Annotated in this window: 28 protein-coding genes and 4 tRNA genes; 30 read left to right on the top strand and 2 right to left on the bottom strand. The window is 45.3% G+C overall.

Going from position 1 to position 25,766, the window contains the following annotated elements:
• Window positions 1-5: 5 nt before the first annotated feature.
• Both Q0688_RS11875 and Q0688_RS11870 read right to left on the bottom strand, forming a co-directional pair.
• On the bottom strand, window positions 6-224 hold the full coding sequence (locus Q0688_RS11875; protein WP_299076595.1) for a hypothetical protein: 219 nt from the start codon (window positions 222-224) through the stop codon (window positions 6-8).
• A gap of 1 nt (window position 225) precedes the next feature.
• Window positions 226-411, bottom strand: coding sequence for a hypothetical protein (locus Q0688_RS11870; protein ID WP_299076592.1), 186 nt, complete (start codon window positions 409-411; stop codon window positions 226-228).
• A 374-nt stretch (window positions 412-785) separates the two neighbouring features.
• Here Q0688_RS11870 and Q0688_RS11865 point away from each other — a divergent pair, with 374 nt between their 5' ends.
• The 30 genes from Q0688_RS11865 to Q0688_RS11720 form a co-directional block, all read left to right on the top strand.
• On the top strand, window positions 786-1,274 hold the full coding sequence (locus Q0688_RS11865; RefSeq protein ID WP_299076589.1) for a hypothetical protein: 489 nt from the start codon (window positions 786-788) through the stop codon (window positions 1,272-1,274).
• Between the two features lie 453 nt (window positions 1,275-1,727).
• On the top strand, window positions 1,728-2,252 hold the full coding sequence (locus tag Q0688_RS11860) for a hypothetical protein (protein ID WP_299076586.1): 525 nt from the start codon (window positions 1,728-1,730) through the stop codon (window positions 2,250-2,252).
• Window positions 2,239-2,808 carry a hypothetical protein gene (locus Q0688_RS11855; protein WP_299076583.1) on the top strand — a complete coding sequence of 190 codons (570 nt, stop codon included), beginning with the start codon at window positions 2,239-2,241 and terminating at the stop codon, window positions 2,806-2,808. The genes Q0688_RS11860 and Q0688_RS11855 overlap by 14 nt, the downstream gene beginning before the upstream one ends.
• The gene (locus Q0688_RS11850; protein WP_299076580.1) at window positions 2,808-3,077 is read left to right on the top strand and encodes an HNH endonuclease signature motif containing protein; all 270 of its coding nucleotides are present in this window, start codon (window positions 2,808-2,810) and stop codon (window positions 3,075-3,077) included. The genes Q0688_RS11855 and Q0688_RS11850 overlap by 1 nt, the downstream gene beginning before the upstream one ends.
• 40 nt (window positions 3,078-3,117) lie before the next feature.
• Window positions 3,118-3,191 (top strand) — tRNA-Pro (locus Q0688_RS11845).
• Between the two features lie 6 nt (window positions 3,192-3,197).
• A tRNA-Leu gene (locus Q0688_RS11840) sits at window positions 3,198-3,274 on the top strand.
• A gap of 83 nt (window positions 3,275-3,357) precedes the next feature.
• A tRNA-Trp gene (locus Q0688_RS11835) sits at window positions 3,358-3,435 on the top strand.
• A tRNA-Glu gene (locus Q0688_RS11830) sits at window positions 3,436-3,511 on the top strand. It abuts the tRNA gene before it with no gap.
• 658 nt (window positions 3,512-4,169) lie between these two features.
• Window positions 4,170-5,054, top strand: a complete 885-nt coding sequence (gene terL, locus Q0688_RS11825) for a phage terminase large subunit (protein WP_299076577.1) — start codon at window positions 4,170-4,172, stop codon at window positions 5,052-5,054.
• A complete protein-coding gene (locus tag Q0688_RS11820; protein WP_299076574.1) occupies window positions 5,005-7,194 on the top strand; it encodes a hypothetical protein in 2,190 nt (729 codons plus the stop codon). The genes terL and Q0688_RS11820 overlap by 50 nt, the downstream gene beginning before the upstream one ends.
• 62 nt (window positions 7,195-7,256) lie before the next feature.
• A complete protein-coding gene (locus Q0688_RS11815; protein ID WP_299076571.1) occupies window positions 7,257-7,406 on the top strand; it encodes a hypothetical protein in 150 nt (49 codons plus the stop codon).
• On the top strand, window positions 7,403-7,750 hold the full coding sequence (locus Q0688_RS11810; RefSeq protein WP_299076568.1) for a hypothetical protein: 348 nt from the start codon (window positions 7,403-7,405) through the stop codon (window positions 7,748-7,750). Before Q0688_RS11815 ends, Q0688_RS11810 begins: the two co-directional genes overlap by 4 nt.
• A complete protein-coding gene (locus Q0688_RS11805; protein WP_299076565.1) occupies window positions 7,734-8,540 on the top strand; it encodes a hypothetical protein in 807 nt (268 codons plus the stop codon). Before Q0688_RS11810 ends, Q0688_RS11805 begins: the two co-directional genes overlap by 17 nt.
• Window positions 8,537-8,941, top strand: a complete 405-nt coding sequence (locus tag Q0688_RS11800; RefSeq protein ID WP_299076562.1) for a hypothetical protein — start codon at window positions 8,537-8,539, stop codon at window positions 8,939-8,941. Before Q0688_RS11805 ends, Q0688_RS11800 begins: the two co-directional genes overlap by 4 nt.
• Window positions 8,942-9,002: 61 nt before the next feature.
• Window positions 9,003-9,569 carry a hypothetical protein gene (locus Q0688_RS11795; protein WP_299076558.1) on the top strand — a complete coding sequence of 189 codons (567 nt, stop codon included), beginning with the start codon at window positions 9,003-9,005 and terminating at the stop codon, window positions 9,567-9,569.
• Window positions 9,570-9,581: 12 nt separating this feature from the next.
• Window positions 9,582-10,496 carry a Mu-like prophage major head subunit gpT family protein gene (locus Q0688_RS11790; protein ID WP_299076556.1) on the top strand — a complete coding sequence of 305 codons (915 nt, stop codon included), beginning with the start codon at window positions 9,582-9,584 and terminating at the stop codon, window positions 10,494-10,496.
• A 55-nt stretch (window positions 10,497-10,551) separates the two neighbouring features.
• Window positions 10,552-10,779: a hypothetical protein gene (locus Q0688_RS11785; protein ID WP_299076553.1), complete on the top strand. Its 228-nt coding sequence runs from the start codon at window positions 10,552-10,554 to the stop codon at window positions 10,777-10,779.
• An 8-nt stretch (window positions 10,780-10,787) separates the two neighbouring features.
• Entirely contained in the window at window positions 10,788-13,607 is a 2,820-nt protein-coding gene (locus tag Q0688_RS11780; RefSeq protein WP_299076550.1) for an Ig-like domain-containing protein, read from the top strand.
• A 187-nt stretch (window positions 13,608-13,794) separates the two neighbouring features.
• A complete protein-coding gene (locus Q0688_RS11775; protein WP_299076547.1) occupies window positions 13,795-15,402 on the top strand; it encodes a right-handed parallel beta-helix repeat-containing protein in 1,608 nt (535 codons plus the stop codon).
• A gap of 88 nt (window positions 15,403-15,490) precedes the next feature.
• Window positions 15,491-15,940, top strand: coding sequence for a hypothetical protein (locus Q0688_RS11770; RefSeq protein ID WP_299076545.1), 450 nt, complete (start codon window positions 15,491-15,493; stop codon window positions 15,938-15,940).
• Between the two features lies 1 nt (window position 15,941).
• A complete protein-coding gene (locus Q0688_RS11765) occupies window positions 15,942-16,247 on the top strand; it encodes a hypothetical protein (RefSeq protein WP_299076542.1) in 306 nt (101 codons plus the stop codon).
• Complete coding sequence (locus Q0688_RS11760; protein WP_299076538.1) at window positions 16,248-18,098, top strand: hypothetical protein; 1,851 nt, start codon at window positions 16,248-16,250, stop codon at window positions 18,096-18,098.
• A complete protein-coding gene (locus tag Q0688_RS11755) occupies window positions 18,098-19,390 on the top strand; it encodes a hypothetical protein (RefSeq protein ID WP_299076535.1) in 1,293 nt (430 codons plus the stop codon). The genes Q0688_RS11760 and Q0688_RS11755 overlap by 1 nt, the downstream gene beginning before the upstream one ends.
• Window positions 19,390-19,701: a hypothetical protein gene (locus Q0688_RS11750; protein ID WP_299076532.1), complete on the top strand. Its 312-nt coding sequence runs from the start codon at window positions 19,390-19,392 to the stop codon at window positions 19,699-19,701. Before Q0688_RS11755 ends, Q0688_RS11750 begins: the two co-directional genes overlap by 1 nt.
• A gap of 70 nt (window positions 19,702-19,771) precedes the next feature.
• The gene (locus Q0688_RS11745; protein WP_299076529.1) at window positions 19,772-21,196 is read left to right on the top strand and encodes a hypothetical protein; all 1,425 of its coding nucleotides are present in this window, start codon (window positions 19,772-19,774) and stop codon (window positions 21,194-21,196) included.
• A gap of 12 nt (window positions 21,197-21,208) precedes the next feature.
• Window positions 21,209-21,904, top strand: a complete 696-nt coding sequence (locus Q0688_RS11740) for a hypothetical protein (protein WP_299076528.1) — start codon at window positions 21,209-21,211, stop codon at window positions 21,902-21,904.
• Window positions 21,894-23,438, top strand: coding sequence for a hypothetical protein (locus Q0688_RS11735; RefSeq protein ID WP_299076525.1), 1,545 nt, complete (start codon window positions 21,894-21,896; stop codon window positions 23,436-23,438). Before Q0688_RS11740 ends, Q0688_RS11735 begins: the two co-directional genes overlap by 11 nt.
• Complete coding sequence (locus Q0688_RS11730) at window positions 23,438-23,887, top strand: hypothetical protein (protein ID WP_299076523.1); 450 nt, start codon at window positions 23,438-23,440, stop codon at window positions 23,885-23,887. The genes Q0688_RS11735 and Q0688_RS11730 overlap by 1 nt, the downstream gene beginning before the upstream one ends.
• Window positions 23,888-23,895: 8 nt before the next feature.
• Window positions 23,896-25,338 (top strand): hypothetical protein, encoded by a 1,443-nt coding sequence (locus tag Q0688_RS11725; RefSeq protein WP_299076521.1) that lies wholly within the window; start codon window positions 23,896-23,898, stop codon window positions 25,336-25,338.
• Window positions 25,338-25,766 (top strand): hypothetical protein (locus Q0688_RS11720; RefSeq protein WP_299076518.1); only part of this gene is annotated, 429 nt, incomplete at its 3' end. The genes Q0688_RS11725 and Q0688_RS11720, both read left to right, overlap by 1 nt.

Raw genomic sequence — 25,766 nt, 5'->3', positions numbered from 1 at the left:
ACCGATTACCCTTGTTCTCTTAGGTCTTGAGCTATCTTAGCATAGAATGCGGACTGTTGCAAGGCTTCTACCTTAGTGTCGACATAATCCCAACATTCTTCCGGCAATACCGACCCTTGCCCATCTAGGGGCTTGACAACGTACTCATTCCAGTCAGCATTGCGGTAAACCTTGGCAGCAATTACCGACCCATCCGGGGTTAGCTCAGTTCTGATTAGTCGCATGTCAGCCCTCTAGTATGGTTGTGATTTCATCAATGGTACAGCTACTATCAATACCCATGTCTAGTAGATCATCAGCATTAAAGTACTCTACCGTGTGATCCCTTTCATTCTTAACCCTAATGATAGTACTTCCACTAGTATCCACATCAAATATCCAATAATGATTCTCGGTTAGCTGGTGTTTCATAGTGTGTACTCCCTGATAGGTGTTGATCAGTGATCCGATAGAAACCATTGTACAGGGTTGAGGCAGGGATGCAAGGGTTATCTACTCTAAAGATGTAACAAACCGTAAGAATAATAGGCTCACTAGTTGTTACAATGGGCTGCTTGACAATGATGCAAGTGTCTGATAGATATTAAGGGTGTAAAAGTGTGTAAAAACCCCCTAACTTCGGCTATCTCCTGTTAACTGAAGGGGGGCAGGGGGCAAACTGGGCTGACTCGAAATGACAGAAACCCACTATCTCAAAATTCTTGGTATTTTTACTGATTCTTCTATTTTGTAACCGTATGTAAAAAGACTTGACTATTATAGATCGCCTATGTTATAATACTCCCATGAAAGCTAAAAAATACAACCCAGATCATATTAAAGAACAACTCCACCAAGGAAAATCTATTAAAGAACTTGCCTATTTTTATAATGTGACGAAATCCCGGATGTATCAAGTTCTCTATGAATTAGAGATTAAAACTGTAGAACAGGTCCGTAAAACCCAGTCAGATACATGGACCTCCGCTGAGAAATGGTTTTGGAGAATTATTACTATGAAACACCAAAAAACAAGTAAAGCCTATAGAATGGCTATTATGAAAAACACGGTGCTACCCACCCACTGTCCTGTTCTAGATATTGAAATAGACTATTCTGGGGGTAAGGGTATTAGAGAAGATAACAGCCCTTCCATAGATCAACTAATTCCTCAAAGGGGCTACAACCCAGAAAACATCCGTGTCATGTCTTGGAGAGCGAATAGAATCAAGAATGATGGTACAGCCAAAGAACACCAGGCAATAAGTGACTATCTTAAAAGACTAGAAAAATAGTACTTGGCATGTTATAATTAAACGTGCTATAATCTTATTTTATCAGTTCCTTCCTAAACGGAGAAACAGACAAAACAAAAAGCGGCTCCCCAAGCCGCGCCTTCGGTAAGATTCATAAGGAAACAAGTAGGCAGTACCCGTACCTTTTCTTTGTTAGAAGAAAACCCTAGTATATCCTCATTGCATTCGGACATACCCTATTCCCTTGTTCCAGCGGAGACAGGAGTCTCCTAGGGCCTACTCATTAACATCATTGATGTTAATGGTCATCCTGTCTAACATCGTGACAGGATAACCTCCCTCCCTTACGGTCGTGGTAGGTTTTTTTTTAGTAATATGTAACCGTACAGATGTGTAATATGTACTGTTTAATTCTACCTAATGAAAGGGTAGAATGTAATAGTTTGTAACAGTACTTGACAAGATGGTATCATTTCTGTATAATGATACTTTATGATTAAAACACTGTTAATTACTCTGTTTGCAGCAAGCCTAGGGGCTTGCGCTATCAGTCCTAAGACTGTAGAAGTACCTGTAAGTAATAACTGGGTAACTGTGCAGCATGAAGCTGCTAATGCAGTTGAATTAAAGACAGAAACAGATGGTGGTACCTTTAGTACTGTTTGTACCGGAGGTACCTGTATTGTTCTAATTGAACCTAAATCCGGTTGTTTACCTGGTGTTAATTATCCTTTGTTGGTTAATTCCATTAAACGAATGGGTGTTATTAGCTCTAGATGTGCTGTTTTAACCCAAGAAGATAAAAGCCGGTATGTGGTAATGATTAGGGATAATACAGCTATTCTACAGGCTATGTATGAAGAAATGGACATATCTGTGTCCTTTCCGGTCCAAGCTGGTGGAATGGACGTACTAAATGTAAATATGATGGGTGTAAGAGATATGTTGGCACCCCTTACCTCTCTTAAACCTCAAAAGCAACTAAAACAGACTAAAATAGGTTATGAGACTCTCTGACAATAAAAGGGCCAAAGAAACCTTCAAAGCCCCCGCCCGTAGAGCGGTTAAGGCTGATATGAAGCATTGGTCCGACGGCCAGAAGCTGGAAGCAGTTAAATTATGGATGGTGACAGGAAACCTGACCCAATCAGCCGCTGCTCTCAGTATCCCTCTTGCCACTATTAAGCGGTGGAGGGCCACTGATTGGTGGGCAGACCTGGTAAATGAGCTAAAATCAGAAGATTCCATCAAGCTCAGCAACAGGCTGAAGGTGATTGCGAATAAAGCCCTTGATCTCACAGAAGATCGTTTGGAGAACGGGGATCACGTATTTCACCCTAAAACCGGGGAAATGGTTCGAAAAGAGCTACCCGCCAGAGACCTCAGCAACCTTGTTAAGACCACTCTGGACCAAGCCAAGCATATTGAAGATAGGCCTCAGAAGCTAGAACAGGACGCTACTGTCCAACAGACACTGGATAAACTACAGAGTATGTTTGAAGATTTCGCTAAAAAGAGCCAAAAACCCACTGTTCAGGTAACAGATGTGGTCTTTGCCAAGGAGGATACATAATGCCATTTATGAAAGATGGTAAACGAGATTATGCCAAAGAGAAGAAGTGGGAGAAGGAAGAGAAGCCTTCTCGTGCTAAGGATCGTGCCCAGCGTATGCGGGCTAGGCGTAAATTGGAGAAAGAAGGGGTTGTAGAAAAGGGTGACGGGAAGCACGTTGACCACAAGAAGACTATCAAGTCTGGTGGATCCAACGCCCGTTCTAACCTTAAGGTAACCTCTGCAAAAGCAAACCTTAAGAAAGAAGCTAAACGGAAAGCGAGCAAATGAATATTAAAACACGACCCTCAGGGGTATGCGAACAAAATCACTGGGTGTATGATAGTGGTAGTCGCAATCCCTTGGAAGGATTGAGTGCTGGTTCGATTCCAGCCTCCCAGACCAAATAAAGCCCTGATGGCGGAATTGGTAGACGCAGCGGTCTTAGAAACCGTTAATTGAAGGTTCGACTCCTTCTCAGGGTACCAACTCCCCCTTTAAGAGAAGATTAAATTCCTATCTTTTAGGTCTGAGATACATTACCCCCGTTCTGTATCTCTGTAATTACACTTACGGGTTAGCTCAGCCTGGCCAGAGCAGTGGATTCCAAACCCACGTGACGGGAGTTCAAATCTCTCACCCGTAGCCAGAATCGGTCGTCTATTGGTTAGGACATGCGGGCTTTCACCCTGTAGAGCCGGGTTCGAGTCCCGGTCGATTCACCAACTTAGAGAGTAAATGAAGAGTTTAACAGCCGATACCTTAGAGGGTTTTGTAGGATCCGTACTAGCATCAAGGTATGATGAGTCCTCAGCCTCCCCTGCTTTTCATCGGGAACTCTGGGAATTGGCTTGCTCTGATAACAAGCACGTAGCTGTCGCGGCCCCACGAGGACACGCCAAGTCTACCTCTGGCACCCTGGCCTACGGCCTAGCTATGCTACTATTCAGGCACTCTAAGTATGCTGTGATTGTCTCTGACACGGAAGGTCAGGCTGCTATGTTCCTCCAGAACATGCGACATGAGCTTAGTGAAAATCAGATGATCTACGATCCTTTCGAGATTCAAAAGAACGAAAAAGGTTTAGTAACCTTCCCAATTGACAATGCCACGGACCTCATTGTGAGGTTTAAAGATGGACACCAATGCCGTATTGTAGCAAAAGGTGCTGAACAGTCATTACGTGGTATGTTGTGGAATGGTACTCGTCCAGACCTCATCCTTGGGGATGATCTAGAAAACGACGAGATGGTGCTAAATAAAGAACGCCGTATCAAGTTTAAGCGATGGATATCCTCTGCTCTGATGCCTCTTATGAGTCCTCGGGGCAAGTTTCGTATCTGGGGTACTGTGCTTCATAATGACTCTTTCCTAGAGTCTATCATGCCAGACGAGTCTCTCAAGACTACAATCGAGACTGAGGATGGTCTAAAGGTATATAGTACTAAGCAGATAGGTAAGTGGGTTTCAGTCAAATATAGGGCACATAACCCTGACTTCACCCATTTGCTGTGGCCTAGTAGATTTACTGCTGAACATTTCAGAACCCTCCGGGCAGAAGCATACAGGCAAGGTATTCCAGACACATACTCGCAAGAGTACTTGAACCACCCCCTAGATGAGTCGGTAGCGTATTTCAAAAAGAAAGATTTCCAGCCTATGACAGATGAACATAAGGCTTTAAATCTAACTTATTACATCGCTGCTGACTTGGCCATCTCTGAGAAGGAAACCGCTGACTACAGCGTGTTTGTTATAGCAGGAATGGACGAATATAGGCGGTTACATCTGGTAAATGTGGTCCGAGAGCGTATTGACGGGCGTGAAATCGTCGATATGATCATCAGATTACACCAAAACTACCGCCCTATGGCGTTTGGTATTGAAGAAATGCAGGTTTCAAAGGCTATTGGGCCTTTCTTGCGTGAAGAAATGATCAAAAAGGACACTTATGTTAACCTTCTTGCTCTAAAACACCAAGGTAAAGACAAAATCATGCGGGCTAAGTCAATTCAGGCCCGATTGAGAGCACGTTCCATCTATTTTGACGCTGAGGAAGAGTGGTATCCGGCCTTTCAGGACGAATGCCTTAAGTTCCCTAGAGCCAAGCATGATGACCAAGTAGACGCATTTGCGTACTTAGGTATTATGCTTGATAATATGACGGAAGCAGCTACACCCCAAGAATTATTAGACGAACTCTACGAGGAAGAAGTACGTGACTCCCAATATGATGCCTCCGGGCGCTCCGTCTGGACAGGCTACTAGCCCACAAGCCAGTAACCAGGAAGGACAGCAGGCAGCTATCTCCCAGATGGGTGGTAAACAGCTTGCTCCCGCACCAAACGCACCACAGGCTATCACCCCTCAGGGACCAGTACAAGAAGCCGCTCCTAAGCCCGCTGACCCCATTGACAAGCTACGCGCTCTCACAGAGAGTACTAACCTTGCTGAGGACATGTCTGAGGACCAGCTACGAGACATTGGTAATGCCTGTCTACGTGGTTTTGAGGAAGACAAAAGCTCCAGAACGGAGTGGGAAAGAGACATTCTAGAGTGGCTTAAACTGGCCACCCAAGTACGAGAGGATAAGAACTATCCCTGGCCTGGTGCAGCAAACGTAAAATACCCCCTGATGGGTATTGCTGCTATGCAGTTCTCAGCCCGTGCTTATCCCTCTCTTGTCCCCGCTAATGGGCAAATAGTCTCCGCTAAGGTCTATGGTAAGGATCCTGATGGCTCTCTGAATGAGAGAGCTACGCGAGTCTCCAAGTACATGAGCTACCAGTTAGCCGTGGAAATGGAGGACTGGGAAGAGGATATGGACCGATTACTGATGCAGTTGTCTGTAGTCGGTAACATGTACAAAAAGACATGGTTTGATCCAGCGATTGACAATATCCGCTCAGAGTCTATCTCTGCCGTGGACCTGGTAGTTAACTATTGGGCACGGTCTATTGAGAAGGCAGAGCGGATTTCTCACGTCTTCCGCCTGTACAAAAGGCAGGTGGAGAACCTAAAAAGACAAGGATATTACCTTAAAAAGGCTGAGATCCTCAACCCTACAGACGTAGAGGGAGGGTTCCAGGACCAGGAAAAGACCACTTCTTCGGACATTAAAGTAACCCCATATGAGATTATTGAGCAACATTGCTACCTTGACCTGGATGACGACGGCTATGAAGTACCTGTCATCGTTACCTTTGAACGTAAGTCTGCTTCGGTTCTACGAATCGTTGCACGCTTTGACGCAAGCAAAACCCGTGTTAATTCTAAAGGAAAGGTTGTATACATCGAGCCTCACCAGTATTTCACTAAATTCGGATTTATTCCTAATCCTGACGGTAGTTTCTATGATCTTGGTTTTGGGCATCTTCTAGGACCTCTGAATGAGGCAGTGAACACACTCACTAACCAACTGACAGATGCAGGTACTCTGAACAACCTACAATCAGGTTTCATGGGTAAAGGACTGCGAGTCAAGGGTGGAGAGTACAACTTTAAGCCAGGAGAGTGGAAGTTTGTTAATGGTGTCATCGATGACCTCAAGAAGCAAATTCTCCCTATTCCTACCAAAGAACCCTCACAGACACTACTTAAACTTCTAGAGATGCTTATTAACTCTGGTAAGGAACTAGCCTCTGTGGCTGAGATCTTTACTGGTAAGATGCCTGGACAGAACACCCCCGCTACCACCACAATGGCTGGTATTGAGCAGGGAATGAAGGTCTTTACAGCTATCTACAAGCGTGTATATAAGTCCATGAACAAGGAATTCAGGAAGATTTTCAGCCTGAATAAGGTGTACATGAACAAGAATACTATGGCTCCTGTATTAGATACAGCTATTGGGCCTAACGATTTTGACGATAGTGTCATGCAGATTGTACCTACAGCAGACCCATCAGCGTCTAGCCAGCAGCAGAAACTCTCTCTGGCTCAAGGCTTGATGGAGATTTTACCTCTAGGTGTTACTGATCCAGTAGAGACAGTTAAGCGTTACTTGATTGCTACAGAACAGCCTGATTGGGAGAAGTTGATTCCAGGGTTAGCAGAGACAGGACAGCCTGCTCCTAAGCCAGAAGAACCTAACCCAGAGGCAATCGCAGCACAAGCCAAGCAGCAGGAAGCTTCAATGAAGCAACAGCAAATGGCTTTGAAAGCACAGACTGATGAAGCGTCAGGTAAGCAGAAAGTACAAGCACAGGCTCAATCAGATGAGCTTAAGATGAGAAGTCAGGAAGTACAAAATGCCATGAAGCAACAAGCTATGGCACAAGATCTCGCACATCAACGTGAGAAACAAGCCCTGGATCTGGAAGGCCAGAAACAGAAACAAGCCATCTTTGCGTCAGCAGAGAGGGATAAAGCAAAGAAAGAAAAAGCTAAAGGAGCTAAGAAATCGTAGAGATTACGTCAGATGATTTTTATGCATGGAAAAACAACCCTGTAACAAAATATGTTTTTGCCATGTTAGATGCAAGTAGAGAGCAGTACAAGGACTACCTAGTTCAACATGCAGGCTTAGACCCAATGAAGGATCGAGAGTTTGTAGGTTATGTTAATGGCTTTAGTGAGGTTATTAACTTGCGTTATGAAGAGGAATCAACCGAGGAATGAACATTAATCCAACAGGACACAGAGTTCTAATTAAGCAGGATAGCTTGCTAGAAAAGGATGATATTTATAAGTCAGCATTGGCAGCGGGTCTAGAACTCCCTGACCATGAAGACATGAAACGAGAGAAAGTAGGTGTAGATACCGGAATTGTTGTCAAAGTTCCTGATACCGCATATACGTGGTTTAAAGGAGCAGGATGGTGTAAGGAGGGTGATAGAGTAGCTTTTGCAAAATACTCTGGTAAAGTCTTCCGTGATCCAGACGACAAACATGCAGTATACTTAGTAGTCAATGATGACGACATCATTGCAGTTATCGGAGAAGATATTGACGCAGGAAAATAAAGACGAAGGCACACAAGAAGAAACAACAGTAGATCCTATTGAAACCAAAGCCCGAGAAATGGGCTGGCGTCCTAAAGAGGAATTTGATGGGGATGTAACTGACTGGCGTGATGCACAAGCTTTTGTAGACCGCGCCCCGTTGTATGATGCTATTAGCTCCACAAAGCGAGAACTTAAGAGTGTTCGAGCTACCATGCAGGCTATGCAGGAGCATAATAACAAACTAGCAGAAGGGCTTAATAAAGCCGACGAAGCTGGATATAAACGGGCAATGTCTGAACTCAGGTCTGAACGACGTGAGGCGATGAAGGAACAGGATCTCGATAAGGTCGACGAAATCGAGGATAGAATAGATGAACTGAAAGAACAACGGGATCAAGCTGTCAAGATTGAAGCCCCTCAAGTTCCAGAGGTTCCTGCTGAGTTCCGCAAAGTATACGATGACTGGAACAGGCGTAACACTTGGTATGAAGAGAATCCTAAGCTAGCTAGAGAAGCTGATGCTTATGGACGCTCCCTCATTGAAAGTGGTTACACTGTACCCGAAGTTCTCGAAGAGGTTGAAAAAACAATCCGGGCTAAAAACCCGGCACTAAATAGGAATCCCGAGCGGGATAAGGCAAGCGCCGTAGGTACAGGTGATACCACTCAAAAGTCTTCTAAAGGTACAAAGTTCCGTGCTCTTACTGACGAAGAGGAAACAGTCTCAAGACGCTTCGCAAAAACCGGAATGATGACCCGAGAAGCCTACATCAAACAATTAGCTGAGTTGGAAGGAGTCCAATTATGATTACAGAAGACAAAAAGGCAACAAGAGGTCGCCCTAGTACACGACCAAAACGTAAGCCCGTGGGTATGGCTCATCGGCTTAAATTTAACAATCTAGACACAGATAACTTTCACTATCGGCAAGTTAACGACGAAGCAGGTCGTGTGGCGATGTTTAAAGAGGGTGGTTATGAAATTGCCCCAGAAGGTACTGCTATAGATCAGTCTCGACTCGAAGGCGGTGTTGCAGCAGATGGTATGATCTCTGTCGGTAATGGGACCAAAGCGGTTCTCATGCGTGTACCGAAACCTATTTATGAGGAAGATCAAGAAGCCAAGCAAGACATTGTTGACGGACAGATCGAGGCCATTGAAAACAGCCCTGAATCTGAAGGTAATTATGGTAAGGTTACTATCAAGTAACTGGATTTATAGTTCTTTTAGGGATAGGGTATTTTATATCTATTTTTAAAGGAAAATTAAAATGGCTAATGTAGATCGAGTGAATGGCTTTACGCCTATTCGTCATCTAACAGGCGCACCTTACAATGGACAGATGGAAGAGTATGCAATTACTGCCGCAGACTCAACCGCTGTCTTTGTTGGTGACCTAGTAAAACTCTCTGGTGAAGCGGACTCTGAAGGCCGTGCCACCGTTGCACAAGCGGCAGCAGGTGATGCTGTTGTTGGTGTTGTAGTCGGTCTCGGTGTTGACCCTGATAAACTCAACATTACATACCGAGAAGCTTCTACGTACCGTAAAGTTCTTGTCGCAAACGCTCCAGACCTTATCTTTGAAGTACAGGCAGACGCTGTTCTTGCCGCTGCTTCTGTAGGTCTAAACGCTGACTTTGTTGTAGCCGCTGGTTCAACAACCACTGGTCGTTCTGGTATGGAGCTTGATGCTTCTACGGCAGCTACCACGGCCACGCTACCTCTTAAGATCCACCGGATGAACTCTCGTGTGGATAATGAGATTGACGTCACTAATGCGAAGATCGAAGTTATGATCAACGTACATCAACTAGCAGCCGGTTCGGCTGGCGTATAAGGAGTATAGATAATGGCAGGTCCAATTACAAGCACCACCTTCGCTAAGGCACTATGGCCTGGCGTAAACGAATGGTTTGGTAAAAAGTATGCAGAGTATCCCGAAGAGTGTGGTATGCTCTTTGATAAAGAATCGTCTTCGCGAGCTTATGAAGAAGACGTTGGTGTTACTGGTCTCGGTCTGGCAATGCAAAAGGCTGAGGGCGCTCCGATCAATTACGATACAGAGCGGCAAGGTTTCATCAATCGGTACATGCATATTACCTATGCCCTTGGTTTCGTGGTCACCCGTGAAGCTTTTGAAGATGACCAATATGATGTGGTTGGTAAACGAAAGTCCGAAGGACTGGCGTTCTCCATGCGACAATCGAAAGAGATTGTTTCAGCCGCTGTCTATAACCGTGCCTTTAATGGTGCGTATGTAGGTGGTGACGGCACTGCACTAATCAATAACGCTCACCCGAACGTTACTGGTGGTACGTGGTCTAATACACTCGCTGTAGCATCTGACCTTTCTGAAGCTGCTCTTGAGCAGTCATTCATCGACATTTCTCTTCTGAAAAATGATCGTGGTCTTCAGATTGCTCTGCTTCCTAAGAAGCTTTTGATTCCTCCGCAACTGGAATTTGAAGCTAATAGAATCCTTAAGTCCAGCCTCCGTGTAGGTACTGATCTTAACGATTTGAATGCTCTTAAGGAAACAGGTAAGTTTAGTTCTGGTTGGCATATTAACCATTACTTCACTGACCCAGATGCGTGGTTTATCCAAACCAACTCCCCAAGTGGAATGAAGATGTTCCAGCGACGTGCTATGGCATTCGCTATGGACAACGATTTCGACACGGAAAATGCTAAGTACAAAGCTACTGAGCGTTATTCTGTTGGTTGGACAGATCCTCGTGGTCTATTCGCATCTCCTGGTGCCTAAGCACTAGGTTAACGATAGGGGCTTCGGCCCCTATCTTTATATATAAGGGTAAAACATGAATTTTCAGCAACCAGCACGCGACTCTAAACCAGTAGTTGTAGGCACTCCCTTTGGGATCGATGCCACTTCTTTGTATGTAGGGGTTGGTGGCACAGTAGTAATTACTAAAGTAAACGGTGATACAGAATCCTGGCTTGTTCCAGACGCCTTTGTTATTCCACAACGATGTAAGGGTGTGGTGTCTGTATCAGGTGCATCCAATATGATTGCACTTTTTAACTAAGGGTACACATGGCTATTGGACTACGCCTTGGATTAGGTGTCACAAGAGATAGGTTATCGGGAATATTAGGGCCTTTTATTTCTTTTTCTTCTCTCCAGCCCGTCACTGGGTTATCAGAAGTAGGGGATTCAGTTGCCGATCTAAGAGTGTCGAATTTGCCTAGTGGCGTGACGATAACCGACTGGGCGCTGACCGACGACTACAACGGCGCGTTTGCGATTGATGCAAATACGGGTGCTGTGACTGTTGCAGATCCGGCTGAGCTGCTGTGCCCGATTGAAATCGCTTTTGTTAGCCCGCAACCCGGCGACACGCTCGTTGGTGCGACTCAGGAAATTTACTGGACAGCTATGCACGCAGATGAATCTCGAATCAAGGTCGGCTCTACGCCTGGGGGCAGTGAATACCATACAGGCGCAGCGACGACGAGTGAGGTGCATAACGCACTGAGCCTGCCCGAAGATGGAAGCGCCGTTTACATCACGATTGAGAGTCGCCGAACAGGTGGCGAGTGGGTTTCAATTGGTGGCTCGTTTGTCGCGCATACCGCGCCAACGATGAACATGCCTCCTGTCACGAACCAAGACGGCCCGATCTCTGTCGATCACAACACCGCGTCGGCGTTGATTGATGTTCTGGCGAATGACACTGACGAAGACGGCGATACGCTTTCGGTGGTCAGTATCAACGGCGCGACGTGGAATGGCAGTAGAGATCCGATTGCGGTTGCCAACGGAGTCGTTGCGATCAACGTCAGTGATGAATTGACGTTCACACCAACAAACGGATTCTCCGGCCAAGCTTCATTTTTCTACGGAGTGTCTGACGGGGTTAATCCTGACGTGTCTGGCTCCGTGGTGCTTCAAGTTGAAGCTCCCGTTCCGAACAATCCGCCAGTGTTAGTCGATGACGGCCCTTATGACATTATTCACAACGACACTGGGTTTGATTTTGATCCATTGGGGAACGATAGCGACCCTGACGGGGATAACCTGACAGTGACCCGTATCAACAGCGTCCCGCTGCTGCCCGGTGAAACCGTTGCTGTTGCTAGCGGTACGGTCACATTGTTGCTGCCTGAAAATAGCGGTGGTGCGCTAAACAGGTTGAGGTTTATTCCCACTGTTGGATTTGTAGGAACGGCCACGTTTGATTATTACGCTTCAGATGGCACGGATACCCGATGGGCAACCACAACGATTAATGTTGCGGCACCGGCCGCTTCGCCCAATTCTGCGCCAGTCACTACTAATGACGGTCCGTTCGACGTACCGTTCAATAGTCCAGGCTTTGTAACTAACGTCCTAGCCAACGATACCGACGCTGACGGCGATCCGCTGGTTGTCGATTGGATCAACAGCATTCCGTTGGGCGTCGGTGAAACGCTGGGGGTCAATACAGGCGATGGACAGGGCGTAAATAACGGCACGATTACGCGCAACGCAGACGGTACGCTGACGTTTGTGCCGGTCACTGGCTTTAGTGGTTATACAGATATTGGGTACCACGTATTCGACGGCATTGTCAGAACGCAGGGAATCTGCTCATGGAATGTTGCAGCAGCCGCGCCCGGACCAGCCCCAGCCCCAACCCCAGCCCCTGGGCCTGCCCCAGCGCCCGCCGCGACTACAGCGGCAGATTTTGATGCGTTCATGACAGCTCTGCTTCCTGGTGCGCCTTATTCACTAGGAGATTTAGACTTAAACCGCCTCGTCGGGTCTGGCAAGACAGACATGGATGTTGTGTCGAATCGAGTCATCGGTGGCCCGCAGGGCATTGATGCTTCCTATCGCGTTCGAATCGCCAAGGGCGGCATCTTGCAGTCAATGCGCACGATGTATGAGCATTACTTGCCCGGTGGTTACGGCAAGGGCACGGGCGGCGTGATTCGATGCCGATGTGTTAATGATGTGAATGGCTCTCCAGGCACGACTGTCTATGACGAACATATTCGAACGCCTGCGATTAGTAACGGCAAGCCGACCGATATCCCATCTGGTAGCGTCTACTTCTTTAACCACATTTTTTCCGGTGGCGCACAGCTAGCAACCGGGCAAATCGTTCATTTCTTGTTCGAAAATATTGATGCTGATCCGGTTAACAATTTCATCAGCATCAACGCTTCTCTATCCTATCAACCGCCCCCGTCGTTGTACTATGCGCCAACTGATTTCGGTGTGTACACAAAGCCCAATATCCACGGACAAGATCAGTGGGGACCATTCGCTAGTTCTGGAATATTCCTGACGCCTGTTGCTCAGATCAACACATCGGGCGGCTCATTTGGAAACAGCAACTACGGGCCAAGCAATTTCGGTGCGGATTATTCGCAAGACTATCCGTTTTCGTTCAGCAACGGCGATCCGATTCGAACGAAGATATACCCGGCATCGACAAAAATCTATCGCGGCGGCGCAATTGCATTACAGGCAACAACGGGTGGTGCGCTTGACTGGCAGCTAACGACCGCTGGCGGTAGTGTTTTGGCGTCTGGTTCGTTCTCTCGGCCTAGTTCGTTCGCCAGCAAGATCTATACGAGCGGAACGGAATGGATATACGACGCGAACGAGTGGTATCCGTTCTACTTCGGGGCTTCGGGGGTCACGCTCTCAGCGGGAACAACTTACTACCTGACCTATCGTCCGCGTGGTAGTTCGATTTGGCGTTCTTTTGCAAACGAGGACGGTCGAAGTGCAGGCTTCTCAATTGCGCCGACAGAGCTGACGGGACAAATAGAACGTGGCTCGACATGGGGTGGCGCTGTCCCATACAACCACAACGATCCGTCCGAAACCGGCACGTGGCGCGAAATATTGGTGACGAACTAATGGATCACCTCTGCTACCTGCCGATCACTGTTCAGGCAACTGACAGTGATTCTGTGACGTACCCGAAAACGATTCTTGTTCCGCTAACACCCGTGCAATACGCAGTGTTCGCGGTTCGTTCAGGCGTCGCCCTAAAACTCCCATCGTCCGGCAAGGCCCTGGCGGTTTACCATACTGAGGATTGATTATGACAAATATTGCAGTTGTAAATGACACCGTTGAAGCTGAATTGCCATCAGAAGTATCTGCGGCTGACTGGTACGAAATTCAGAAGCAGATAGCCGAGGTCACGGGATTATCGTTTTTCACGCCGGAAATGTTCAATGCAGCGGATACCTACGCCGCAGGAACTGATGACCGTGCTGCTGTGAATGCTGCGATCACTGCGGCGGCGGCAGCCAAAGGTACTGTATTACTCAATCGAAAATATCGGTTGAACTCTGGTGCTGTGATCATGGTTGCCAATGCTCGAATGATCGGCAAAGGGCCGTCGACCGGTTTTGTTTCAACGCTAGCAGATACGCCGGGAATTAGTTGCACGGGGATTGATGACTGTGTGTTGTCCGATTTTAGTCTGGACAATGAAACCGCACACACAAGCGCCTTTAATGCAGGCGTGAAACTGTATCAATGCAACCGGTTTCTGATCGAACGTCTGACTTTGACAAATATGGGTCATAGCGGCATCTTTTTGCATGACTCAAACGACTGCATAGTCAGAGACAACACCCTATCGAATTGGCTTGGCGATCAAGAAAGCCTCGGCAACGGCAACGGCATCGGGATCTATTCAGACTCAAGTCGTAACGTTATCGAGAACAACAAAATTACCGCCTGCGGTTGGCATGGGATCTTGATACAAGACCCGGACGGAACAAGCGGAACGCCGACCGACAATGAAATCCGAGGCAATAGAATCAAAACGATGTGGGCCTACGGGATTGCGAACTACATGGTTGCGGCTGGTAAGAGCAGCACGATTATCGAAGGCAACAGGATTGAAGATATTGATGGCGGCGTGATCAGCTCGGGTCAGTCGGGAGCCGGTATCTATTGTGTGGGCGCAGGCAGCGGCGGCGTCATCATTTCTAAGAACCACATCAAAGACTGTTGCAAATCGACTGCCGGCACAACGCTTGCGCCGGGCTGCATTGGTGTAACTGGAATAGCGCTCGGGGACAAGGTGATTGTTTCTGAGAACATCCTTGAGGCCGACAGGTACGACGGCGTTCGCGTTTCGTCATGTCCGGGGCAAGTAGTCTCTAGCAAGAACACGATAAAGCACTCTTCAGGCAACACGCAAGGCTCTGGCATTCTATATTCAGAAGCCAACGGCGATATTGATGGAAACCAAATCACCATGTCCGGTGACACTGTTGCAAGGGGAATCTTCATTTACAGCCCCGGCGCACTTATCAAGCAATTGACAGTTCGTGGCAATACCATTTTGAACAATTCTTATCGAGCAATTGATGTACTCGGAAACGCAAGCACGAAATTAGGGTTCATCACCATCGACGGAAATATCATTAACACGACCGTAGCAGGTGGCACAGGTTGCTACATCGTCAACGCTGACGGAATGGTCGTGAAAGGCAATATTTTCAAAGTCGGTAACGTCGTGCTTTACGTGTCAAATGCCGCAGAAGTCTCGTTCACTGGGAATCTCTTAAAGACGGCTCTTGCAAGCAACGGCATTCAGTTCGTCAACGCCAACACAGATTCACGATATGACGCTAGCAATGTTACTGATACGACAGTATTAGACAGCTCAACAGGGATGACGGTCGAATGATGACAACGCTTGCGCCGGGCTGGCGATAACTTCGTGGTGACCTATTTTTCAGCAAGTACCCAAGCTATCACAATGGTATAATTAAAAAATGGTAAAGAAAATTTATAATAAGATAAGTTCTCTGTGGTTAATGATATTAGCCCCTTTGATCTTTATACCTTTATTTTTTACTATATTGATTATAGGAGGCCCTGCTATAGAGAGGGCTTTTTTCCCTGTTGTAGTAGATACTACAGTTACAGAACTTAGTTATATTAATAATTTATTGACCTTAGATCTTTACACAACTAAGAAAAGAGAATGTACAGTATTGCAAGTTAATGTCCAAGAAGAAAGAAAAGACTATTGGGCTAATGTAAGTATACTAGGTCGTAGAAAAGACAAAGACAAGTTGATAAATAATCCATTAGGTAGATTATATCTAGGTACATGGGATATACAAACTACAACAGGCCATGTTAGGGCCACTGTAACACACAAATGCTCAGGCTTGTGGGATATACAAACTCCTTTGTTTGAGTATAATGTAAAGGACTAAAATGTTAGAACTACTTACTCCACATATCCCCGCCATTATAGCTGGTTTAGCTGGTCTTATAACTGCACTCTCTATGGCACGGAGTAAGCAGAAAAAGGAATTACAGGACATGGAAACATCAGTCCTGGCAGCACAAAAGAATGAATTTAAAGTCTTGACAGAACAACTAGCAGCAGTAAGAAAACGCCTAGCGAAGATAGAAGAGGAAAGAGATGATTGTGAACGTAAGATGCTTTCTCTCATAACTGTTCTAACAAGACATAATCTATTAAATGATGATGAAATTAAAAAAATACTAGGACTTTAAATGACGGTATTAAGAACGGATCCAGACACTACTGCTGCTCTTGTAGTTGCTGCTTCCGACGCAGACAGGCGCACTATTCTCAAGTCTAGACTCGGGACTGGTACCCTGTCTTTTCGCGTCCAAAACCAAGACAATACTGAATTTGTAACAGGTGATGTACTAGGCTCAGCCATGTCTAATAATGCTACTTTATTTAATGCAGTAGCTATTACTAACTTGGCAGGTACTGGTGGTACCCCAGATGCTTTGTGGGTAATGAAAGTGTCCAACGGCTCTGGTACTTATTTTGAAGCTGACAAGGATTGTTGGACCTTTGCTGGTCCCAATAGTACAGAAGCTATTGTTATCACAGACACTCTCTTCTTAACAATGGTTTTAAATGAAGGCGTAGTCACTAATCCGGTAGCTATTGCTGAATCTATGGGTGAGTATGTCTCCCCTAATGGTAGTTACAATCCTACTACCCCTCCGGGTACTGTTAATGTAACCTACATGAATACATCGGATACACCTTTCAAGTTTGGTAAACAGATCAATAGCTGGCATAAATCTAATAACTACGTCTTTGATGCTTATAATCCTTTACTAGTCAGGCTACATGATTGGTTCCCTGCTAGTAATGCTGATGATGGTGGATGCTTCTGGGCACGTATTGCTCAAGCAGGTCCTCACCAATATGACAAAGCCCGTTTTGACGAAGCTATCCAAGCAAACAATGGTTGCCCTAAAAACCTATTGATGTACCTTACTCCTAAGTGGGCAGTATCAGAAGCTAACAAACAAGATGTGCGTAACAGGTATGGACAAGAGAATCAATATGGTCAGATCTCTGGTCCTACTCGTTATCCCTCATACCCCTATAGTGGTCATGAGGCTGAAGACTGGGAGAATTCTTTAGGTGACTACATCCGATGGATCTATCGCCCCGTTAATGAACTTGGTCCAGGTGGGGAAGCTGGTGGTGGTTACACCCCAGAGCAAATCCCTATCCTAGAGGGGGACAATGAACAGAAGTTTGGTTCACGAGAGCCTAACTCTACTCTTCGTTGGTGGGATTTCCCCTTTGCTCCTAATCCTCCTAGGTCATTTAATAATATGCCTATGACGGAGATGGCAAAGAAGCTCCGTGTAATGAGATCAGCAGCACCAGCAGAGGTTCAGATCTGGTGTGGTGGTTGGGAAGGTGACTATACAGGTAAGACCATAACTAATAATGGTTCTAATATCGAATGGTCTTTCTTCCAAGCACTCATGCTTACCAGTGATGGTGCTGGTGGATTAGCTATAGATCATGTAGATGGTATTCCTTTCCATCCTTATATGTACAACTATGATCCAGGTCGTGTTTTACAGGAGTTACGCGGTTATAGAGAACAGCTTGAATATTTAGCTGTTTACTTGAACAGACCTGAACTTGCTAACTTGCCTATCTATGCTAATGAGACAGGACATGAGAATACCTCAGGGGTAGACGGTAACTATGGTACAGGTTCATGGGCTATTGATAATATGCCCACGGGTAGTTTCCCTCTAGGGGGTTATGATACTCTAGCTAAGAACATGGCTCTTTCTACTATGTATGTAGCCATAAACGCTTCTAGAATGAAAGTACATGGTATTACTCACTACAAAGACTCACCAAACACTACAACTAATGGTACCTCAAATGGTAGGCAAACATACGGGTGCCCTTCTGAGAACCAAACCCTAATTAATATGATTAATCAACTTAACCAATTAGATGGAGAAGTCATCCGCCAAGGGTATGAGATTAATAGTACTAACCTGGGTGGTGCTCAAGCTTTGTGGTTAGAGTGTGAAAGTGGTCTAATTCTAGAGCAGGCATTATAATGGCACAAGTCGCTTTAAACAATGGTATTACACTAAACTTTATTAATACTGCTTTAGTGGAGCTTCCTACCCCCGCAGGTGTTAGTGGAGAACGACAAGTCCTCTTCCTTTCTTTTGTAGGAGATGGTACAGCTATCTTCGGTTTCCCTACTCTTTCTGGGTGGACTCTGGAAGATACAGGAGTGGTTGATCTTGGTCCTAACAAACTAGCTGTTTACACCAGAGCACTCACAAGTAATGTATCACAAAGTACAGTAACTGCTGAGTTCTTTGGTAACACCTCTGGATATTCTGCTAGTTACACTATGGATGGTCTATTCCCTGGAACTATTCAAGTTGTTTCAGATAGTAGCTTTGGTGCTACTAAGACTCTCGCAGCTAAGACCTTTGGTAGTGCTGATTCGCTACATGTTGTAGCTTTGATCTCAGGTAAGTACCCACGACGTTTTGGTGCATTGAGTGGTCATCTGAAATTAGATGAGTTTCATAACTTCCATGGTGATGGTGGTTACTGTTTAGGTGTATACTATGAGTATGCTACTCAAGCAGAGAGTACAGGTACAGTACAATTTAATTTCCTCAATCCAGAAAATACTACACAAGATGTTCTAGAAGGTGATGAAGGTATGTGGGTTAGTTTCGTTATGGAACCCACTTCCGTCTCTTCTGATGGATTATTTACTGTGTCGGGTAAATTACCTTCTATTGGAGTAGTGGCAGATGATGAAACTGCTCAGGTAGATATAAGTGATACACGAGTGTTTACTGCCACTTCTCAGGGGACTGTCCAAGGACTCACCTGGACCAAGGATTCTGGAGTAGGTACTATTAGTACTGCGGGTTCTTTCGTGTCTGATGAAGGTGGCACTGCGATTATCAGGGTTAGCTCTGATGAGGACAATGGTGTTTTTGATCTTGTCAATGTCACTGTAGTTCCCGGCGCTCCTATTATAAACCCTATTACAGATACTACTCTGCCTATCACTGTTACTGGTTCTGGTGTTCCCGGTTCTATTTTAGAAATTTTCCTTAATGGTGTTTCTAATAGTCAACAGACTGTTCCTGTTAATGGCCTTTGGACAAATAACATTGAAGTAAGTAATGGTGTTTATACTCTAACGGCGAATCAAACTCTAGGTGGTGTTACTTCTGTTCTGTCTGCGGGTGCTGTCTTTACTGTAGCTAACGGTGATGCACCTGTCACAGTACAACCTAACCTTTTACCTAGAACACGTACTTGGTTCAGGACTAATCATTCACATACAAAAGTTAAAGGCGGGGGTGTTCATTAATGAATAGAGTCCTGGAAGGTTCTAAGCCAGTGATGGAGACAGTCTTTTATGATTATGATCATGAAGAGATTACTCCTACTCTGGTATTCTACAACGTTGTAAGAGAAGATACGGGAGCACAATTAGTAGGTAATACTAACGTATTCCCAGATAATCCTATTGAAGTGGTACTGCCTTTAGCAGCTACTACTCTTACCTCGACAGACTATGATCCTGTTGTCATTGTCTACACGTTAAGTATCAGTTATCCTAATGGTAGCTCTACTTATGACGAAACTAAACTAACGGTGGTTCCTCGTCGTTATGCCTGATACTTATTATAAACATGGTACACACAATGTCATCTGTGATGTGTGTGGATTTAAATTCAAAGCAGATGAAATGAAAATACGATGGGATAATATGTTTGTTTGTAAGGAAGACTGGGAGCCTCGTCATCCTATGGACTTATATAAACCTATTATCAGAACAGGTACTATCGCTGTCAAGCGTTCAGAAGGCCCGGACAACTTCATTGCTGTAGGTGCTAATCCATTAGATCCTCCAGTTGTGCCTACTCCGGTTCCTACCCCTGCTCCTACACCAACCCCCACTCCTACGCCGACACCTACACCCACTCCGGCTCCTACACCGACGCCCCCAGCAGCCACTGCTCCTTCAATGACAGCACCTGCTTCAGAGCCTCATACGTTCGACAGTTCATCGTACACTTTCCAATGGGATAACCCAGAAGGTTACTGGACTGATTTTGAAATACGAATCGGTAATTCTGTAGGTGGAACTGAAATAGAGGTGGCTTTACTAGGTGCTGCTCAACAGTTTGAGATAACTACACTACCTATAGATGGTAGCCTAGTCTATGTTACTCTACTTTACCGTAGAAGTGATGGTGCTCAGCAGTTGGTAAGTTATGTTTATACTTCACATACAGAAGTAATAACACCATCTGTGTTCCCTCAACTGTCTTTAGACACTATGGTCAGTAATCAGAATGTAGACTCCGGCGCTCGACCTGGCTTTGGTGCACCTATTAACAACCAAGCTACTATAAGAAGTCCTAACTACGCTGCTATCCAGTCTTACATGTCTGGGCAAGATCAGTCCTTTGTAAACAACGTGAGGGAGTGGTATCCGTGGCTATGGATTTACCCAGGTACTAACCATACCTACGTAAACAACTACAGGCTACAGTTCCGTAAGATCAGCTTTGCTGCTAGGTCTAACGCAGGTGCATGGACATATGAAGGCCCTGCGGATTTCAATGCAGAAGGTAATATTGGTTGGTCACAGAATACCCCAATAGGTAAGAGGGGTACTAGTGGTCCTGGGCAGGATATCTTTAACGATGCTGATAATATGGTTTCTTTCAAACCAAACAACATCAACGACGGTGTAGAGATTTGGCCTTCTATTGAAACATTTAGTGACAGAACTAAATTTATTGATACAGAAGTAGCTGCTTTTATCTGTGAAGTCCGTGTTGTTGATTCCTCAGGTAATCCCTATAATGGTGCTGATGCTGAATTTGTAGTTCAGCTTGGATATGATCAATATGCCCCTCGAACAGCGGAAACAGAGAAGCTGCCTAATGGTTATCCACGATGGAGAGCGGATGGAGGTAATGGTGGTTGGATTACTGTTACAGGTTCTGATTGGATTAGTATAAATACTCAGACTATGGAATCTGTTAAGCAGAATGAAGATCCTTATAATGGATATGTACCACCATGGCCACATAATGGTGTAACAGAGGCTAGTTTTAGAGCTAACTCACCAACATCTTTCATAACCGATGCTCCGGGCTAAATAGGAAATTAAATGCGTAACAGAGATGATATTATTGTAGATGCCTTCCGTAAGTTGGGTATCCCCGGTGATCACGACACACTACATGATGAACAGGTGACTGCTGGCATCCGGGCATTGATCTCCATGACTAACACATTCCATGCTAAACATGGGATGCCTCTGTGGAAGACAAGAACACTTACTGTACCACTAACTACTCTAGTCTCAAATGTATTAACAATAGGTCCATCGGGAAATATCGTAACAACAGATATCCCCTCACGTATCTTAGATGTATGGAAAGAAGAAGGGGGTAATAGGGTGCCACTAGTGCGGTACTCTCGTCAGGAGTTCTATGACATCCCCCACAATACTTCTTTTACTGAACCTTCAGTATATTTTATTGAAGAAAGTAAAAGTGAGCAAAGTATCTATATGTGGCCTACCCCTAGTGAATCCTTTAAGGCTTCTTCTAACCTAGTTGTTTCTTATGTATCTAAATTCACTCGAATCATAGATGATGATAGTTTCCCTGACTTCCCGGATCACTGGGAAGAAGCTATAATCTACGGTTTAGCTGTGAGACTTGCCTCAGAGTATAGTACTCCCCTAGATCGTAAACAATCCCTTCAAAAAGAAGCAAAAGAGTACTTCGACGCTGCTATAGATGAAGATGGGGATGAAGCGTCCATATACCTTAGACCAGCAGCTTACTATGGCAGATAATGAAAGCAGTATGAAAATGCAGAGGATCCCCGCTTATGGGGATCTCATGCATTCCGACGTGATCGGGTCAGATAGGGGATTGAGGTTTGTTAACTGTTCTCCTATTGTTAATGATCAGGCAGGGTCCGATCCTATTGTCACAGTAGAACCCCGCCCCTTCTTTGATATAGACTTTGATACTCTCCCGGGGAATCCTTTAGAGGCTATTCGGAATGTCTACTCGTTAGACTTCGCTAGTGCTAGGAAGACTTATTATGCGGTTGGGGATGGTTTATATGACGATGCAGAAGTTAAAAGAATAACCTTCAGCTTAGATACAGGATACGTGGGTATTACCCATACACCCACTTTCCTTATCGTAGTAGAGAACAAAACTAATAACTCTATTATCCATAGCTTAAATCTCTTTGACAATACCCTTGTTACTGAAACATTAGCAACAGGTACTAGCGGTGATCCCGTGTACCTGGATGGTTATATCTTCTTGAGTTCATCTCCACTGAACCAAACACTGTTTAACAGTTCCCTAGCTGTACCTACAGATTTTGATCTTGTTAATGATTATATTGATGCAGAACAGTTTCCTGATAAGAATGTTTTCATTGCAAAGCACCGTAACCATATTGTAGCCTTTGGTACTCAGTCCATCGAGTTCTTCTCTAATGCAGGACATGAGCTAGGTTCACCCCTACAACGTAATACTTCTTACGCTACTGAGATTGGAGCCTTCTGGGACAGTAATACAGATGGATTTAGACCCGTAGCTACCACTATAGGGGATGATATTTATTTCCTAGGTGTAGATAAGGCTAAGCGTGTTGCTCTTTACAAGTTGTCTAACTTCCGTATCACGAAGGTTAGTAATACTTACATGGACCGGTTGTTTGAGAACTATCAAGGGGTTCTAGATTACAGGGCTTTTAGAGACAGTGTAAAGCTTATGTCTGTCAAAGCCTACGGCACTAACACTGTGCTGTGTGTCTTTAATACAGAGAATAGTCAAACCAAGAATCAGATTTATGTCCTACATCCTGAACAGGGGAACTGGTCTGAATGGACTCTACCTTTTTATATTAACGGTAGTAATAACATTCAGGAGTATAACCTAGAGTTCACACAAACAGATGGTGACTCTACTAATCAGACTACTGCCTACGTAAACAGTCAGGGTACAGGGTATAAGGCTAAGTTTTTGAACCAGAATAGTACTAAAGCTCCTGAAACTATCAGAAGCACTATTCTCACTGGTATGATGAACTTCAAGAATCAGTATGATAAAACATGGATCAGTACTGATGTATTAGGTTACTATTCACTAGATAACACTTCTATTAACTTAAAGACATATCGTCACAGTGATTATACTAGTTACACTGATCATGGTTATAAGATGGGTAGGGTATTAAGGATGGGATTGATCCGGTTTAGGAATCTAGGTAGGTCCAGACAGATCGCCTTTGAGGTTACTATCAGTTCTGACAGGCACTATATTTATGAAGGTATGGATATTGTATATGAACAAGGTCTTGGGTAATGCTGTTAAAAAATAGCCCACTCCCTAATGGACCAGAAGATGAGTTTGGTCTGCGTAACTTCCTTAATAATGTTAAGGACAGTTTCGACACTGATACCTTTACCCCCACTTTTACAGGGGTGTCCAATGTAACCTCTTCAATAGGTAGATGGCAGAGGATAGGTCAGTTAGTTTATGTAGCAATGGAGTTTGAAGGTACTAATATTATGATCGCAGCTACTCCTGCTACTGCATATATTAACTTACCTATCCAACCTTATATAAAACAAAACAAAAGCACAGAGCTTATTCTTCCGTCTAATCAGATAATCTTTTCTAATAAGTTGGGTACCTTTATAATCCATGGTCACCAACAGGCGGGTACTAACAGGATAGTACCTGACACTATGGTAACGGCTGCTAGTGGTTTAACTGTCCAAGGATTTTACTGGACAAATGACACAAAATAAGGTATAATATGACTACGTTCACAAACAACATGGGTTTTGATACTCCGGGAGACGCAGCTAACATTGCGGCCCAGATGAGTAACACTATCCCCAATTATGTTGCTGCTGGTTATCCCCAGTGGTTCCAAGACTTGGCAGAGAGCCAGGCACTGTTCAATGACAGAGATGGGGCATTTCGTGTCGGTAATGATCTGAGTGCTGCACAGATGGAAGAGTTGATTAACTCAGGTTTGTCTCTTGGATCCATTCGTGATCATAATGGGGAGACACACTTAGATAGTCCTATCTTCGGTCAGCGTCGCATCTTCGGCGTGCGCGGCCCAGCCGAGAATCGCCCCGGCGCTGATCCGCGTGATGGTGACTATCAAGAATTTGGCCCGGTGAGCGATAGTCGGTTCACGCTGAACATGAACAACTTCGGTGATATGGGTAACCTATCTCGTTCCTTCCTCGATATGACAGTGGACGAAGAAGGTAACCTTCGGGGTAATAGCCTATCACACTCTGATCCCCAGGACCATGTAAGGAGCCGTAATACGGCTGTTGGTCTTATTGGTCTTATGGCAGGTGCTGGAGCCGCTTATGGAAGTGGCGGAGCTACTGCTGCTGGTGGTGGTGAACTAGGTACTGCTATGGCTGGGCAGACAGGTACTGCTGCTACTGGTGGTGGTAATGTAGTAATGCAGGGTGGTCTTTCAGCGAATGCTGGTGGTAATACCGGCATAACGGCTGCTGCTAACTCTTCTCCGTCACTAGCCGCCCCTGTAGGAACCTCTACAGCAACTAATGGTTTGGCAACTACCGCAGGTGGTGGTGCACTCCTGGGTGGTGGTTCTGCTCTTGCTAACGCCCCTGAAAACAGTAATGGTCTTGCTAATAGTATTGCCGGTGGTGCTGCGAACGGTGCTGTACAGAATTCGGGTAATGATGGGGGAAGTGGTTTTGATTGGTCAGATCCTTCTACATGGCTAGGTGGTATGGGTGACGCCCTAAGTGGTGGTGGCATGGGTAATCTTTTAGACCTACTCGCCGCTAACTATCAGTACCAAGCTAATCAACGTAGCCGAGAGAACACAGAGCGTTTATTCGCTCCCTTCCGGGAAGCATCACAAGATTTCACTGGTAGACTCCAACAGTCTTATGATGATCCTACTAGCTTCATTGAAGGCCCTGAGTTCCAAGCGATTCAGAATACTATGTATAATCAACTGTCTCGTGCTGACGCAGCAGGTGGTCGTAACGCTAACAGTATTGGTAGGCAGGCTAAGCTACAAGAACTGGCTTATGGTCAACTGGCTCAGCATCGTCAAGGACTCTCTAACAGTGCAGTCGGTATTGGTGGTATCGCTACTAATGCACAATCTGTAAACTCTATTTACAATGGTAGTAATGCGGCTGCTCCCCTCATTTCTTCCCTAAGTGGTATGTGGGGCGGTGGAGGTGATAACTAATGGCTAGTTTTATGAACAACCCCAACATGGGTGCATATGGTGCATGGCTTGATCGACAAGCACATGAGTCTTCTCTTGCTAACAACCGTGTAGATCGTAGGAATGGGCTGGAACAGATTGCTACCTCTCAACAGAACCGTGAATTTGCTAGTCAGACACAACCTCTGAAACTCGAACAGATGGGTCTGGCTAATCAGACCGCACAAGCACAACTACCCGGTATTGAGCAGACAGTTCGTGGTCAAACTCTAGACAACAATCTAAAGGAGCAAGACCTTCCTAATCAGCTACAGCAGTCTGTACTTAAGACTCAAGAGACTAAGCAGAAGATCGCTAAGGAACAAGCTGGATTGATGGGACAACTCGCGGATCAGATGAACATGATTCCTGGTCCTGCTCAGGGTCAGTTCCTAGCACAATCCCGCCTA

Source organism: uncultured Paraglaciecola sp., assembly GCF_937123705.1.
Lineage (GTDB): Bacteria > Pseudomonadota > Gammaproteobacteria > Enterobacterales > Alteromonadaceae > Paraglaciecola.
This window is presented reverse-complemented; position numbering and strand designations above follow the sequence as displayed.